Consider the following 12,880-nt stretch of genomic DNA (forward strand, 5'->3'; position numbering starts at 1 on the left):
GCCCCCAATACCAGCTAATGCGCTTCGCGCCGGTAGATCCACAGCTGCGTCGGCGGGATGTTGCGGAAGATGAAGTCGAAATGCTTGACCGTGTAATTGCCGCGGCCGGGCGGGATCGGCGACAACGGCCCATAGGTCAGCTGCACGATCGGCCGTCCAACCGGGATGCGGTCTAGCAGGCTTTCAATATAGGCGATCCGCTGTGCGACCGGAAAATTGAGCAGCGGCACGCCGGAGACGACGGAATCGAAAATCATCCCGCTCTTCTCCCCAAGCGTGGCGTTGAGATTGAAGGCATCACCCTCGATGACGTTGACGCCGGGATAGAGCTGGCGCAGATGGCGCACGAAATCGGTGGAATATTCGACCGCGTAGAGGTTTTCGGGCTTAACGCCCTGGGCGAGGATTGCACGCGTGATGACGCCTGTGCCGGGGCCGACTTCAAGCACCGGCAGGCCAGACTTCGGATTGACGATGGAAGCCATCTTGCGGGCGGTGACGGAGCTTGTCGGCACGATCGAACCGACCGACTTCGGCTTGTCGATCCAGCCTTTGAAGAATTTGAGTTCGTCGTCGAACTTTTCCGCCAGCGCCTTCCGCAATCCCGGACCACGTGCCATGCAAGTTCTCCTCAACACTCCCCGAACGCTACTTAGCAGCTAACAGGTCCAAGGCAAGGCGCGATCTGGCATAAGATGTTGATGACGTTCGGGAAGCGTGGCGGCCTTGGTTTGGGTTCAGTGCTCGCCGAAGGATTCGAAAAAGTCCTTCATGCGGGCGAAAAAGCCGCTCGACTGGGGCGAATTGTCCTTCGACGACAGCTGCTCGAACTCTTCCAGCAGCTCGCGCTGGCGGCGCGACAGGTTTTGCGGCGTTTCGACCGCGGTCTGGATGTAGAGGTCGCCGACATTGGGCTGGCGCAGCACCGGCATGCCCTTGCCCTTGAGGCGGAACTGGCGGCCGTTCTGCGTGCCTTCGGTCACTTTCACCTTGGTCTGGCTGCCGTCCAGCGTCGTCACCTCGAACGAGCCGCCAAGGGCGGCCGTCGTCATCGATATCGGCACCTTGCAGTAGAGATCGGCGCCATCGCGCTGGAAGAATTCATGCGGCTTCACCGCCAGAAAAATATAGAGGTCGCCCGATGGGCCGCCGCGCAGGCCCGCCTCGCCCTCATTGGCAAGCCGGATGCGGGTGCCATCCTCGATGCCGGCCGGGATATTGACCGACAGCGAGCGTTCCTCAGTGACGCGGCCCTGGCCGGCGCATTTCGGGCACGGGTCCTTGATCGTCTGCCCGCGGCCTTGGCATTGCGGGCAGGTACGCTCGATCGAGAAGAAGCCTTGCGTCGCCCGTACCTTGCCGTGGCCATGGCACATCGAGCAGGTCACCGGCTGGGTGCCGGGCTTGGCGCCGGTCCCGGAGCATTCCGTGCATGAGATCGAGGCCGGCACGCGGATTTGCGCGGTCTTGCCGGCAAACGCTTCTTCCAGCGTGATTTCCATATTGTAGCGCAAATCGGCGCCGCGTTCGCGGCCGCCCGACGAGCGGCGCTGGCGCCCGCCCATCATGTCGCCGAAAATATCTTCGAAAATGTCGGCGAAGCCGCCGGCGCCAAAACCTTGCGCGCCGCCATTCATGCCGCCCTGCTCGAAGGCGGCGTGACCGAAACGGTCATAGGCCGCGCGCTTCTGCGGGTCCTTCAGCGTTTCGTAGGCTTCGTTGATTTCCTTGAACTTATGCTCGCATGAGTGATCGCCGGGATTGCGGTCGGGATGGAACTGCATGGCCAGCTTGCGGAAAGCGCTCTTGAGCTCCTTCTCGTCGGCGCCCTTTTGCACGCCCAGCGTCTCGTAGAAATCAGCTTTCATCTTTTCCCGCAGTCCGGATGCTCAACGTCTTGATGCATGTTGCGTCGTTTGCCGGCACGTTGTCTCGATTTAGGAGCGGTGCTGCCCGGATGCTAGGGCCGGCGCGCTTGTGCCTGTGTTTTTCAGTGACTTTTTCGGCAAGGCCCGCACTTTTTCAGCGAGGGTTGCAAAAAAGCCCGGCTTTGCGCCGGGCTTTCCGCTTTATTTGCCGTCAACCGGTCAGGCCGACTTCTTCTTCTCGTCGTTTTCGTCGATTTCCTCGAAATCGGCGTCGACCACATCGCTATCCTTGGCCGCGTCCGCCTTGGCGTCGGCTTCCGCCGCTTCCTTCTGCGAAGCTTCGTACATGGCCTGGCCGAGCTTCATGGATGCTTCGGCAAGCGTCTGCGACTTGGCCTCGATGTCGGCGGCATCGTCGCCTTCGGCAGCAGCCTTCAGCGCCGTGATAGCCTCCGATATCGCCGTGCGCTCGGTTTCCGAAACCTTGTCGCCATATTCTTTCAGCGACTTCTCGGAGGAGTGCACCAGCGCCTCGGCCTGGTTGCGGGCCTCGACCAAGGCGCGCCGCTGCTTGTCGGTCTCGGCATTGGCTTCGGCGTCCTTGACCATCTTCTCGATGTCGGCGTCCGAAAGGCCACCAGAGGCCTGGATGCGGATCTGGTGCTCCTTGCCGGTGCCCTTGTCCTTGGCCGAAACGTTGACGATGCCGTTGGCGTCGATGTCGAAAGTGACCTCGATCTGCGGCACGCCGCGCGGCGCCGGCGGAATGCCGACCAGGTCGAACTGGCCGAGCGCCTTGTTGTCGGCAGCCATTTCACGCTCGCCCTGGAAGACGCGGATGGTCACGGCCGACTGACTGTCTTCAGCGGTCGAGAACACCTGGCTCTTCTTGGTCGGGATGGTCGTGTTGCGTTCGATCAGGCGGGTAAACACGCCACCCAGCGTCTCGATGCCGAGCGACAGCGGCGTCACGTCGAGCAGCAGCACGTCCTTCACGTCGCCCTGCAGCACGCCGGCCTGGATTGCGGCGCCGAGTGCGACGACCTCATCCGGGTTGACGCCCTTGTGCGGCTCCTTGCCGAAGAACTGCTTCACGATCTCCTGGATCTTGGGCATGCGGGTCATGCCGCCGACCAGGACCACTTCGTCGATCTCGCCAGCCTTCAGCCCGGCATCCTTGAGCGCTGCCTTGCAGGGCTCGATGGTGCGCTGGACGAGATCGTCGACCAGCTGCTCGAACTTGGCACGGGTCAGCTTCAGTGTCAGGTGCTTGGGGCCGGTCGCGTCGGCGGTGATGAAGGGCAGGTTGATTTCGGTCTGCGTCGTCGACGACAGCTCGATTTTGGCCTTTTCAGCCGCCTCCTTGAGGCGCTGCAGCGCAAGCTTGTCGTTCTTCAGGTCGATGCCCTGTTCCTTCTTGAACTCGGCCGCCAGGTATTCGACGAGACGCATGTCGAAATCCTCGCCGCCGAGGAAGGTGTCGCCATTGGTCGACTTCACTTCGAACACGCCGTCGCCGATTTCGAGCACCGAAATGTCGAACGTGCCGCCGCCAAGGTCATAGACGGCAATGGTCTTGCCATCCTTCTTGTCGAGGCCGTAGGCAAGTGCTGCAGCCGTCGGCTCGTTGATGATGCGCAGCACCTCAAGGCCGGCGATCTTGCCGGCGTCCTTGGTGGCCTGGCGCTGGGCGTCATTGAAATAGGCCGGAACGGTGATGACCGCCTTCTCGACCTTCTCGCCGAGATAGGCCTCCGCCGTTTCCTTCATCTTCTGCAGGATCATGGCCGAGATCTGGCTGGGCGACTGCTTCTTGCCGCCGGCCTCGACCCAGGCATCGCCATTGTCGCCCTTGACGATCTTGTAGGGGACAAGCTTCTTGTCCTTCTCCGTCACCGGGTCGTCATAGCGGCGGCCGATCAGGCGCTTGACCGCGAAGATGGTGTTTTCAGGATTGGTGACCGCCTGGCGCTTGGCCGGCTGGCCGACGAGACGTTCGCCGTCGCCCGAGATGGCGACGATGGAAGGCGTCGTGCGCGCGCCTTCCGCATTTTCAATGACCTTGGGCTCCTTGCCATCCATGATGGCGATGCAGGAGTTGGTGGTGCCGAGATCGATACCGATTACTTTTGCCATTTTTCTAGTCTCTCCGCTAAGCAGGCTCTCAGGACCCGTAAGGCGTTCCGACGAAAGCCCCTGTTCACAAGAAATTCCGCTCCGGCAACCGGCATTCCGGCACTGGGCGGCTTGGCGCGTATATAAGAACAGGCGGCATCGGGCGCAAGCATTCTGCGCATGGCATCCACCGCGCCGCGCTTGGCGCCCTTGAACAGCCGCCCGGCGGCCCGGATGTGCTCAAACCGCGCTCAAAGCCCCAGGATCTGCGCGATCCCCCGGCGAAGCGCCCAGTCAGGGCTTCGAAACCACAAGAAAACGTCACCTATGCGTGAGAGAGGCGGCTCCTGGCTGAGGAAGGCGCCTGCCCACAGCAGACACAGGCAAAAGCGTCACGCGGCCTGCGACAGCGATTTATGCGCCTCGGCCAGGATTTCGAACGAGCGCACGCGTGCCGCATGGTCGAAGATCTGCGCGGTCACCATCAGCTCGTCTGCGCCGGTGCGGCGCACGAACGCGTCTATGCCTTGCCGGACGGTTTCGGGAGAGCCGACGACGGCGCAGGACAGCGCCTGCGAAATCATGGTTTTTGCCATCGGCTCGAGCGTCTGGTCATAGCCCTCGACCGGCGGCGGCAGGCGGCCGGCCCGCCCCGTGCGCAGATTGACGAAGGCCTGCTGCAGCGAGGTGAACAGCAGTTTGGCCTCAGAGTCGGTCGGTGCGGCGAAAACGTTGAGGCCGAGCATGACATAGGGCTTGTCCAGCTGTTCCGAGGGCTGGAAGCGCGAACGGTAGATCTCCAGCGCATGGTCCAGTTCGGCCGGCGCGAAATGCGAGGCGAAGGCATAGGGCAGGCCGAGCATGGCGGCGAGCTGCGCGCCATAGAGGCTGGAACCGAGGATCCAGACCGGCACCTTCTGGCCTTCGCCGGGCACGGCGTGGATACGCTGGCCTTCCGCGGCCGGCTGGAAATAGCCCATCAGCTCGACGACATCCTGGGGGAAATTGTCTGACGCCTCGAGATTGCGGCGCAGCGCGCGCGCTGTTCCCATATCGGTGCCGGGCGCGCGGCCGAGGCCGAGGTCGATGCGGCCGGGGTGCAGTGCCGCCAGCGTGCCGAACTGCTCGGCAATCACCAGCGGCGCATGGTTGGGCAGCATGATGCCACCGGCGCCGACGCGGATCGTCTTGGTGCCGCCGGCGACATGGGCGATGACCACGGCGGTCGCCGCGCTTGCGATGCCCGGCATGTTGTGGTGCTCGGCCAGCCAGTAGCGCCTGTAGCCGAGCCGCTCGGCATGGCGGGCCAGGTCGAGCGAATTTGCCAGCGATTGCGAGGCGTCGCTGCCTTCGACGATCGGCGACAGGTCGAGAACGGAAAGTGCGGTCATGGGCTTCAAGCCTTTACGATGTTCAACTGCCTGACCCTAGTTTCGAAGGCGCGGGCGGGAATGACGATGTCGAGCTGGTGCCAAGCAACGGGTCCAGATTCTCGAACGGGATCGCCTGCGGATGCTGGCGATGCAGCGCGCTCAGCTTGTCGAGCGACGCATCGATCGGACCGCGATAGCCAATGCGGTCGACATAGGAATCGAGGTCGAAGGAGGCATCGTTCATCGCAGGGTCCGGCTTGACCGGCTCGATATAGGCACTCCGCCTGAAGACAACAAATGCGCGATGACGGACAGGCGCGGCAAGCTTATGCCGCTGCCTTTCCGTTCTCTTCGGCCGCTTCCTCCTCCACCACGGCCGTCTGCTGTGCGGCGAGAAAATTGCCGACATGGCTGAGGCCATCGAAATGATCGCAGAACACTTTGACGACGACCAGCAGCGGCACCGCCATCAGCGCGCCGACAAAGCCCCAAAGCCAGGACCAGAAGGCGATGGCGATGAAGATCGCCACGGCGTTGATCTCGAGGCGTCGGCCGACAACCATTGGCGTAACGAACTGGCCTTCGACGATGTCGCACAAAAGCACGAAGCCCGGCGCCAAAAGGGCGTAGGTGATCGAGTCGAAGCTGATCATCGCAATGACGCTGACCAGCACGATGGTGATCAGCGCGCCGACATAGGGCAGGAAGTTGAGCAGCGCCGCCATGGTTCCCCAGACCAGCGGGTTGGGCATGCCGAGCGCCCACAGGCCAAGGCCGATAACCGCGCCGAGACCGGCATTGATGACGGTGACGGTGAGCAGATAATGCGAGATTTCGCGCTCGACGTCATAGACGACGCGCAAGGCCCGCTTCTTCTCGCTGAGGCTGGCGAAGGACTGGATGATCTTCTCATAGAACATCGTGCCCGACGCCAGCAGGAACAGCGACAGCACGAAGATGATGGTCAGGCTTGTCCCCGCCGACAGGACGTTGCTGGCGGCGGCCGACAGGACGCCGGACTGCGCCATCGCCACCTTCTGGATGCCCGGCTCCTGCGAGGTCTCCGTCATCTGCTCGATCTGATGCGAGATCTGCATGATCCTCTCGAGCGGACGCCGCAATTGCGCCAGCCGCTCGGTGAGTTGTTGGCCGATCGACGAGGTGTTGTTGAGAAGATCGATGACCGGGCCGCTGAGCAGATAGCCGGCAACGCCGAAGACGCAGATCGACAGCACGACCAACATTGTCGCCGAAATCACTTCCGGAATGCCGCGCTTGCGCAGGAAGCGCACGATCGGTGTCAGCGTCAGCGTCAGCAGGAAGGCGAGGATGACCGGCATGAAGAAAGCACGCGCAAAATACAGCGCGTAGATGGCCATGAACAGGAAGATCCCGATGAGCAGCGAACGCATCAGATGCGTGTCGGCACGCGCCACAACTCTCGCCTCTTCGGTCTCGGCAAGGCCAGCACCCAAAGCGGCGGGTTCGGCTTTCATGATTTTCCCTCAGCGGCGCACCGCAATTGGTGCATTCCCCTGACGGAAACGCCTCTGCAAGCCCAAGGTTCCGTTAGCCGGCAAGGCCCTCAATCCGGGCCGCCCGTCGCTCAGGCGGCTGGCGCTGCGACGGCGACGCCGGGCTTGGCGGTCTCCTTGCGCACGATCGGCGCCACCTTGGTGCCGTAGAGTTCGATCGCCTTCATGATCTTGGCGTGCGGCAGGGCGCCGATCGCCATCTGCAGCAGGAAGCGGTCATTGTTGAAGATCTTGTGCTGGGCGACGATCTTTTCCGCCACCTGCTCCGGATTACCGACGAACAGCGCGCCGTTCGGACCACGCGACTGATCGAAATGCGCCCGCGAGGTCGGGCCCCAGCCGCGCTCGCGGCCGATGCGGTTCATCACTTCGGCCTGCGGGCCGTAGAAATCGTCGGCCGCCTGTTCAGTGGTCCCGGCGATGAAGCCGTGCACATTGATGGTGGTGGCAAGGCCCGAGGGGTCGGTACCGGCCCGCCTGGCGGCATCGCGATAAATGTCGAACAGCGGTGCAAACCGCGCCGGCTCACCGCCGATGATGGCCAGCGCCAGCGGCAGGCCGAGCACCCCCGCGCGGGCAGCAGACTGCGGCGTTCCACCTATTGCGATCCAGATCGGCAATTTGTCCTGCAGCGGCCGCGGATAGACGCCGCGGTCGTTGATCGGCGCGCGCAGATTGCCGGACCAGGTAACTTTGACGCTGTCGCGTATAGCCAGCAGCAAATCGAGCTTTTCGGCGAACAGCTCGTCATAGTCCTCGAGATTGTAGCCGAACAGCGGGAAGGATTCGATGAACGAGCCGCGCCCGGCCATGATCTCGGCCCGGCCGCCCGACAAAAGGTCGAGCGTTCCGAACTGCTGGAAGACGCGAACCGGATCGTCGGAGGACAGCACGGTGACCGCGCTGGTCAGCTTGATGCGCTTGGTGCGTTCGGCGGCAGCGGCCAGCGCCAGCGCGGACGCGGCATAGTCGGGGCGGTGATGTTCGCCCAGACCAAAGACGTCGAGGCCGACCTGGTCGGCCAGATCGACCTCCTCGATCAGATTGCGTAGTCGCTGATGCGGGGCGATCGCGCCGGGGCCGGGCTCCGGGCTGACGTCGGCGAAAGTGTAGAGACCGAGTTCCATGGCATGTCATCCAAATGTTCTGATTTGCCGCTAGAGGTAGCGGCGAGCCGCCCCGGCCGCCAGAGGGGCGGGTAGTGAACAGTGCATGTCGGTTTCGACCGGCTTTGTTTCAGGGAAAACGCGTCTCCCGGCTGCAACAGCATAAACTTTCATGGCTGGCATACCGTTTTGGCGCTTGAACTCTCGGTTTTCGCGCGTATGTAAGCGTCGCGAATTGACTTCAGGGAAGTGGACTTGGCTATCTACAGGGAAAAAGACATTTTCGAGCGGCGCAATGCCGCGAACGAGGCAAAGAAGGCGCTTCTGGAGCGCTTCAAGTCAAAGCCGGCGGCTGATGATCCTGCGGTTCTGGCCAAACAGGCCGAACGCAAGGCGATTCTTGAGGCTCGCGAAATACGCGAGGCCGAAAAGGCCAGGCTGAAGCAGGAAAAGCTGGCACGCGAGGCGGTCGAGAAGGCCGAGCGCGAGGCAGCAGCCGAAGCGGCGCGTATTGCGGCCGAAGAGGCAGCGCAGGCTGAAGCGAAGATCAAGGAAGCCGAAGAAAACGAGCGCATTGCCCGTTTGCTGGCAGACGAAGCCGAACGCAAGGCCAAGCGCGACGCACGCTATGCGGCGCGCAAGCAGCGTACCGGCAGGACGCCTCCGGGCTTCTCCGCCCGCTAACGCTTCGATCGAAACGATTGGACATCAGGGTCGCCTTCCAGCGGCCCTGAATGTGTTTGTGCGTCGATTTCCTTGGTTGCTTTGCTCAGGCGGCGAGCTTCAGCCCCATAATGCCGCAGACGATAAGCGCAATGCAGGCGAGCCGGATGGCCGTCGCAGGCTCGCCCAGCAGCCAGATGCCAAGAAGCGCCGTGCCGACCGTGCCGATGCCGGTCCACACCGCATAGGCCGTCCCGACAGGCAGCGTCTTGAGCGCCAGGCCGAGCAACCCGAGGCTGATGATCATCGAGGCGACAGTGAGCACCGTCGGCAGCGGCTTCGAGAAGCCGTCAGTGTATTTGAGGCCGATCGCCCAGCCGATTTCGAACAGACCGGCGAAGAACAGAAAAATCCACGACATCGGGATGCACTCCTTCCACGAGGATGGCGGGTCGTCCCGGCCGGATTTTTGAGAAAGGCACGAGGTCGTCCTCGCCGCCTCGAAATAAGCGGCTGCGTCGGTCCGATCAACAAAACACCGGCAGCATCGTTCATGCCGCCGGTGTCAAATCTGCGCCGAAACGGTTTGCCCGGGTTTCAACCGTCCCAAGATCTTGACGATCCAAGGCGGGATTACTTTTCCTTGAGCCTCATCGCCTTGACGGGCGGCGCCTTCAGCGCCGGAGTTGCGGCGGGCTTCTTGGCGTCTTTCTTCGGCTTCCGAGCTTCCTTGCCCGCCTTCATCGCACCTTTAGCCATGATTCGTTCCTCCAGTTGCTGGGAGGCCAAGTGAAACAAGAGAAACGCCGGACTGCAAGAGGGCTGGCGTCTGTCGCCGGCGCCGGCGGGCCGCTTTCAACCGGTTTCTAATTTGCTCGTAAACCATTGCGGTCCGTGCCATGGTTGTCTTCGCACTGCAGCATCGGCCATGCCTTCGCCCGGCGATGATCAGGCGGTGCGGTCAGGACGACAATGCGAATCCACATCGGCAGCGAGATGAGTTTCGATTTTCCGCAGGAAACGCCGCTGATCGCGATGCTCAATGTCCACTACTCCAGGGCCTCCGATCTCGAGCGCCCGGATTTCCTGACCTCCAACCCGCCGGTGCCGATCCAGAGCTACCGCGACAGTTTCGGCAATTGGTGCAACCGTTTCGTCGCCCCGCCCGGGCGCTTCACCTTCGGCACCGATTCGGTAATCCGCGACCCCGGTACCTTCGAGATGGGCGACCTGATGGCCTGGCAGCATGAGGTGCGCGACCTGCCGTCGGACACATTGCTGTTCCTGTTGCCGAGCCGCTTTTGCGAGAGCGATCTGCTGGCCAGCGAAGCCTGGCGGCTGTTCGGGCATACGCCGCTTGGCATTGCGCGCGTCCAGGCGGTCTGCGACTTGGTCCACAACCACATCGTCTTCAGCTACGGCAATGCGCGGCCGACCCGCACCGCGGCGGAAGCCTATCGCGAGCAAAGCGGCGTCTGCCGCGACTTTGCCCACCTTGCGGTCACCTTCTGCCGTGCGCTCAATATCCCGACCCGCTACTGCACCGGCTACATCAGCGACATCGGCCTGCCCAAACCTTGGGCGAGCATGGATTTCGCAGCCTGGATGGAGGTCTATCTCGGTGGCCGCTGGCATGTCTTCGATCCGCGGAACAATTCGCCACGCATCGGCCGCATCCTGATCGCGTCGGGTCGCGACGCCGCCGACGTGCCGCTGACCCACATCTTCGGACCGGGCACGCTGGCTGGTTTCAAGGTGTGGACGGACGAGATCATCGAATAGGGGCGTCTTTCCGCAAGCTGGCCTACAAGACCCTGAACGACCGGGCGATTCGTGCGTTGTGATGCCTGTGGAGCTCAGGGGCGTTACATCAGGTTCCTTGGAGGGACAGCATGGCAGCACATGGCGGGTCGAAGACGGTCATCTACGCGGCGCTCGCCGGTAATCTCGCTATTGCTGTGACCAAATTCGTCGCCGCCTTCTTCACCGGCAGCTCGGCGATGCTGTCGGAAGGCGTGCACTCGCTGGTGGATACCGGCAATGGCGGGCTGCTGCTTTACGGCATGCACCGCGCCGCCCGTCCGCCGGACCGCACCCATCCGCTCGGCCATGGCCGCGAGCTCTATTTCTGGAGCTTCATTGTCGCCCTGCTCGTCTTTGCGCTCGGCGCCGGCGTGTCCTTCTATGAAGGCGTCGTCCACATCATGGCGCCTGAGCCGGTCGCCAATCCCAAAATCAACTACATCGTGCTTGGCCTCTCGATGCTGTTCGAGGGCAGCTCCTGGTACGTGGCGCTGAAGGAGTTCCGCCAGCAGAAGGGCAAGCAAGGCTGGCTGCAGGCCGTGCAATCGAGCAAGGATCCGAGCGTCTACACGATCCTGTTCGAGGACAGCGCCGCCCTGCTCGGTCTGTTCGTCGCCTTCGCCGGCATATTGGCGGCCGAACTCCTCGACATGCCCGAACTCGACGGCGTCGCCTCGATCGGCATCGCGATGATCCTCGGCGCCACCGCCATCTTTCTGGCGCGCGAAAGCAAGGGATTGCTCATCGGTGAGCCCGCCTCGCCGGAAGTGCAGGCCAAGGTGCTGGCCAGCGCCCAGCAGGATCCGGCAGTGCAGCGGGCCAACGGCGTTCTCACCGTCCATCTCGGCCCGCAACAGATCGTCGCTGGGCTGAGCATCGAATTCGAGGACCATCTGGCGGCGCCTGAGATCGAAGCCTGTGTCGAGCGAATCGAGGCGCTCTTGAAAAAAGAAATGCCGGAGATCACCAGACTGTTCGTCAAGCCGCAGACGACCGGAACGTGGGAGCACCGGCGCAAGCAGGTCGAGGCGGCGTCGGACTAGTTCTGGACCAGCAGTGCACCGTTGGCCCCATCGCCTGGTCCCGCTAAGATCACCCGACGGATTTCGGAGAATCAACCATGAAAATCGATGGTGGGTGCCATTGCGGCGCCATAACTTATGAAGCAGACGTCGACCCGGAAAAGACCTCTATCTGTCATTGCACCGACTGCCAGCAACTGACCGGTACCGCCTTTCGTGTCACTGTTCCCGCGCCTGAGGATCATTATAGGATCACAAAGGGCACACCGAAGGTTTATATCAAGACGGGATCGAGCGGCGCCAAGCGTGCCCAGGCGTTCTGCGGCGAATGCGGTTCGCATCTTTACGCAACGTCGGTTGGCGACGGGCCGAAGGTCTATGGGATCAGGGCGGGGACCGCGCGGCAACGCGAGGATCTCGTTCCGACCCAACAGAAATGGCACCGATCGGCCCTGCACTGGCTTCCGGAATTCGAGGGCGTAAGCATCGTAGAGGCGCAGTAGCACCTGCCTCCCGGTTAAACGCGGCCCAAACCAGACAATATGTGCTAGGCTCGCCATCAAACGGATGGCGGGGGATAGCAATGTCGGAAACGGACAAGGTGTTTGCCGGCTCGATTCCGGAAAACTACGACCGCTACATGGTGCCGTTGATCTTCGAGCCGTTCGCCGCGGATTTGGCACGACGGGCAGCGTCCTTGTCGCCCGGCGCCGTCCTGGAAGTCGCCGCCGGCACCGGCGTTGTTACCCGCGCATTCGCGCCAAAACTGTCCCCTGGCGCAAGCTATGTCGTGACCGACCTCAACCAGCCTATGCTCGACTACGCGGCCTCGCGACAAGCTCCCGACAGTCGCATACAATGGCGTCAGGCGGATGCTCTGGCGCTCCCGTTCGAAGATGCGGCTTTCGATCTCGTTTGCTGTCAGTTCGGCGCGATGTTCTTTCCCGACCGAGCCGCTGGCTATCGCGAAGCAAAGCGGGTCCTGAAGACCGGCGGCCATTTCCTGTTCAACGTGTGGGATCGCATTGAAGAGAATGTATTCGCCAATGATGTGACGAATGCTCTTGCGGAGATTTTTCCGAACGATCCGCCCCGCTTTCTCGCCCGCACGCCGCACGGCTACAATGACATTGCATTGATCCGCGGCGAGTTGGAAGCCGCAGGTTTCTCCCGTGTGGTGATCGACACGAGGGCCGAACAAAGCCGTGCCTCCTCGCCGCGCCTTCCGGCGGTTGCCTATTGCCAGGGAACTCCGCTTCGCAATGAAATCGAGGCCCGAGGAAAATTGGAAGCCGCAACCGATCACGCCGCGTCCGTGATTGCAGCCAGACACGGCAGCGGCGAGGTTGCGGCCAAGATCCAGGCACACGTGATCGTGGCTACGGTCTAATGCAT

Annotated in this window: 14 protein-coding genes; 5 read left to right on the forward strand and 9 right to left on the reverse strand. The window is 62.5% G+C overall.

From position 1 onward, the window contains the following. Positions 1-14 precede the first annotated feature (14 nt). From pmtA to NKJ58_RS25110, 7 genes are all read right to left on the reverse strand, one after another. Positions 15-620, reverse strand: coding sequence for a phospholipid N-methyltransferase PmtA (pmtA, locus tag NKJ58_RS25080; protein ID WP_023725310.1), 606 nt, complete (start codon positions 618-620; stop codon positions 15-17). A gap of 117 nt (positions 621-737) precedes the next feature. Further along, positions 738-1,868, reverse strand: a complete 1,131-nt coding sequence (gene dnaJ, locus NKJ58_RS25085) for a molecular chaperone DnaJ (protein WP_023681322.1) — start codon at positions 1,866-1,868, stop codon at positions 738-740. A 219-nt stretch (positions 1,869-2,087) separates the two neighbouring features. After that, on the reverse strand, positions 2,088-4,004 hold the full coding sequence (dnaK, locus tag NKJ58_RS25090) for a molecular chaperone DnaK (RefSeq protein ID WP_023673200.1): 1,917 nt from the start codon (positions 4,002-4,004) through the stop codon (positions 2,088-2,090). Positions 4,005-4,375: 371 nt separating this feature from the next. Continuing rightward, positions 4,376-5,374 (reverse strand): LLM class flavin-dependent oxidoreductase, encoded by a 999-nt coding sequence (locus tag NKJ58_RS25095; protein ID WP_352519069.1) that lies wholly within the window; start codon positions 5,372-5,374, stop codon positions 4,376-4,378. A gap of 22 nt (positions 5,375-5,396) precedes the next feature. After that, a complete protein-coding gene (locus NKJ58_RS25100) occupies positions 5,397-5,600 on the reverse strand; it encodes an arylamine N-acetyltransferase (RefSeq protein WP_352519068.1) in 204 nt (67 codons plus the stop codon). An 82-nt stretch (positions 5,601-5,682) separates the two neighbouring features. Next, positions 5,683-6,852: an AI-2E family transporter gene (locus NKJ58_RS25105; protein ID WP_352519067.1), complete on the reverse strand. Its 1,170-nt coding sequence runs from the start codon at positions 6,850-6,852 to the stop codon at positions 5,683-5,685. Between the two features lie 110 nt (positions 6,853-6,962). Next, positions 6,963-8,018: an LLM class flavin-dependent oxidoreductase gene (locus tag NKJ58_RS25110; protein ID WP_352854056.1), complete on the reverse strand. Its 1,056-nt coding sequence runs from the start codon at positions 8,016-8,018 to the stop codon at positions 6,963-6,965. A 234-nt stretch (positions 8,019-8,252) separates the two neighbouring features. On the opposite strand from NKJ58_RS25110, the gene NKJ58_RS25115 reads away from it, so the two are divergent. Then, the gene (locus NKJ58_RS25115) at positions 8,253-8,681 is read left to right on the forward strand and encodes a DUF6481 family protein (protein ID WP_023673205.1); all 429 of its coding nucleotides are present in this window, start codon (positions 8,253-8,255) and stop codon (positions 8,679-8,681) included. An 85-nt stretch (positions 8,682-8,766) separates the two neighbouring features. Here NKJ58_RS25115 and sugE read toward each other — a convergent pair whose 3' ends face one another. Beyond that, the gene (gene sugE / locus NKJ58_RS25120) at positions 8,767-9,081 is read right to left on the reverse strand and encodes a quaternary ammonium compound efflux SMR transporter SugE (RefSeq protein ID WP_023681326.1); all 315 of its coding nucleotides are present in this window, start codon (positions 9,079-9,081) and stop codon (positions 8,767-8,769) included. Between the two features lie 212 nt (positions 9,082-9,293). Beyond that, on the reverse strand, positions 9,294-9,419 hold the full coding sequence (locus NKJ58_RS25125) for a hypothetical protein (protein ID WP_023681327.1): 126 nt from the start codon (positions 9,417-9,419) through the stop codon (positions 9,294-9,296). A gap of 213 nt (positions 9,420-9,632) precedes the next feature. Here NKJ58_RS25125 and NKJ58_RS25130 point away from each other — a divergent pair, with 213 nt between their 5' ends. The 4 genes from NKJ58_RS25130 to NKJ58_RS25145 all read left to right on the forward strand — a co-directional run bounded on the left by NKJ58_RS25130 (position 9,633) and on the right by NKJ58_RS25145 (position 12,875). Further along, positions 9,633-10,442, forward strand: a complete 810-nt coding sequence (locus NKJ58_RS25130) for a transglutaminase-like domain-containing protein (RefSeq protein ID WP_023681328.1) — start codon at positions 9,633-9,635, stop codon at positions 10,440-10,442. Between the two features lie 110 nt (positions 10,443-10,552). Further along, positions 10,553-11,506 carry a cation diffusion facilitator family transporter gene (locus tag NKJ58_RS25135; RefSeq protein WP_023681329.1) on the forward strand — a complete coding sequence of 318 codons (954 nt, stop codon included), beginning with the start codon at positions 10,553-10,555 and terminating at the stop codon, positions 11,504-11,506. Between the two features lie 77 nt (positions 11,507-11,583). Then, on the forward strand, positions 11,584-11,988 hold the full coding sequence (locus NKJ58_RS25140) for a GFA family protein (RefSeq protein ID WP_023681330.1): 405 nt from the start codon (positions 11,584-11,586) through the stop codon (positions 11,986-11,988). Between the two features lie 80 nt (positions 11,989-12,068). Beyond that, positions 12,069-12,875 (forward strand): class I SAM-dependent methyltransferase, encoded by an 807-nt coding sequence (locus NKJ58_RS25145; RefSeq protein WP_023681331.1) that lies wholly within the window; start codon positions 12,069-12,071, stop codon positions 12,873-12,875. Positions 12,876-12,880 lie beyond the last annotated feature (5 nt).

Origin of the sequence: Mesorhizobium sp. M0139, assembly GCF_040322455.1 — a bacterium.
Taxonomy (GTDB): Bacteria; Pseudomonadota; Alphaproteobacteria; order Rhizobiales; family Rhizobiaceae; genus Mesorhizobium.

Bases quoted from the DNA above. Each gene is read 5' to 3' on its own strand.
- NKJ58_RS25145 (WP_023681331.1), top strand. From the start codon at position 12,069: ATGTCGGAAACGGACAAGGTGTTTGCCGGCTCGATTCCGGAAAACTAC.
- NKJ58_RS25125 (WP_023681327.1), bottom strand. From the start codon at position 9,419: ATGGCTAAAGGTGCGATGAAGGCGGGCAAGGAAGCTCGGAAGCCGAAG.
- NKJ58_RS25105 (WP_352519067.1), bottom strand. From the start codon at position 6,852: ATGAAAGCCGAACCCGCCGCTTTGGGTGCTGGCCTTGCCGAGACCGAA.
- NKJ58_RS25130 (WP_023681328.1), top strand. From the start codon at position 9,633: ATGCGAATCCACATCGGCAGCGAGATGAGTTTCGATTTTCCGCAGGAA.
- dnaK (WP_023673200.1), bottom strand. From the start codon at position 4,004: ATGGCAAAAGTAATCGGTATCGATCTCGGCACCACCAACTCCTGCATC.
- NKJ58_RS25140 (WP_023681330.1), top strand. From the start codon at position 11,584: ATGAAAATCGATGGTGGGTGCCATTGCGGCGCCATAACTTATGAAGCA.
- dnaJ (WP_023681322.1), bottom strand. From the start codon at position 1,868: ATGAAAGCTGATTTCTACGAGACGCTGGGCGTGCAAAAGGGCGCCGAC.
- NKJ58_RS25135 (WP_023681329.1), top strand. From the start codon at position 10,553: ATGGCAGCACATGGCGGGTCGAAGACGGTCATCTACGCGGCGCTCGCC.
- NKJ58_RS25100 (WP_352519068.1), bottom strand. From the start codon at position 5,600: ATGAACGATGCCTCCTTCGACCTCGATTCCTATGTCGACCGCATTGGC.
- pmtA (WP_023725310.1), bottom strand. From the start codon at position 620: ATGGCACGTGGTCCGGGATTGCGGAAGGCGCTGGCGGAAAAGTTCGAC.
- NKJ58_RS25110 (WP_352854056.1), bottom strand. From the start codon at position 8,018: ATGGAACTCGGTCTCTACACTTTCGCCGACGTCAGCCCGGAGCCCGGC.
- sugE (WP_023681326.1), bottom strand. From the start codon at position 9,081: ATGTCGTGGATTTTTCTGTTCTTCGCCGGTCTGTTCGAAATCGGCTGG.
- NKJ58_RS25095 (WP_352519069.1), bottom strand. From the start codon at position 5,374: ATGACCGCACTTTCCGTTCTCGACCTGTCGCCGATCGTCGAAGGCAGC.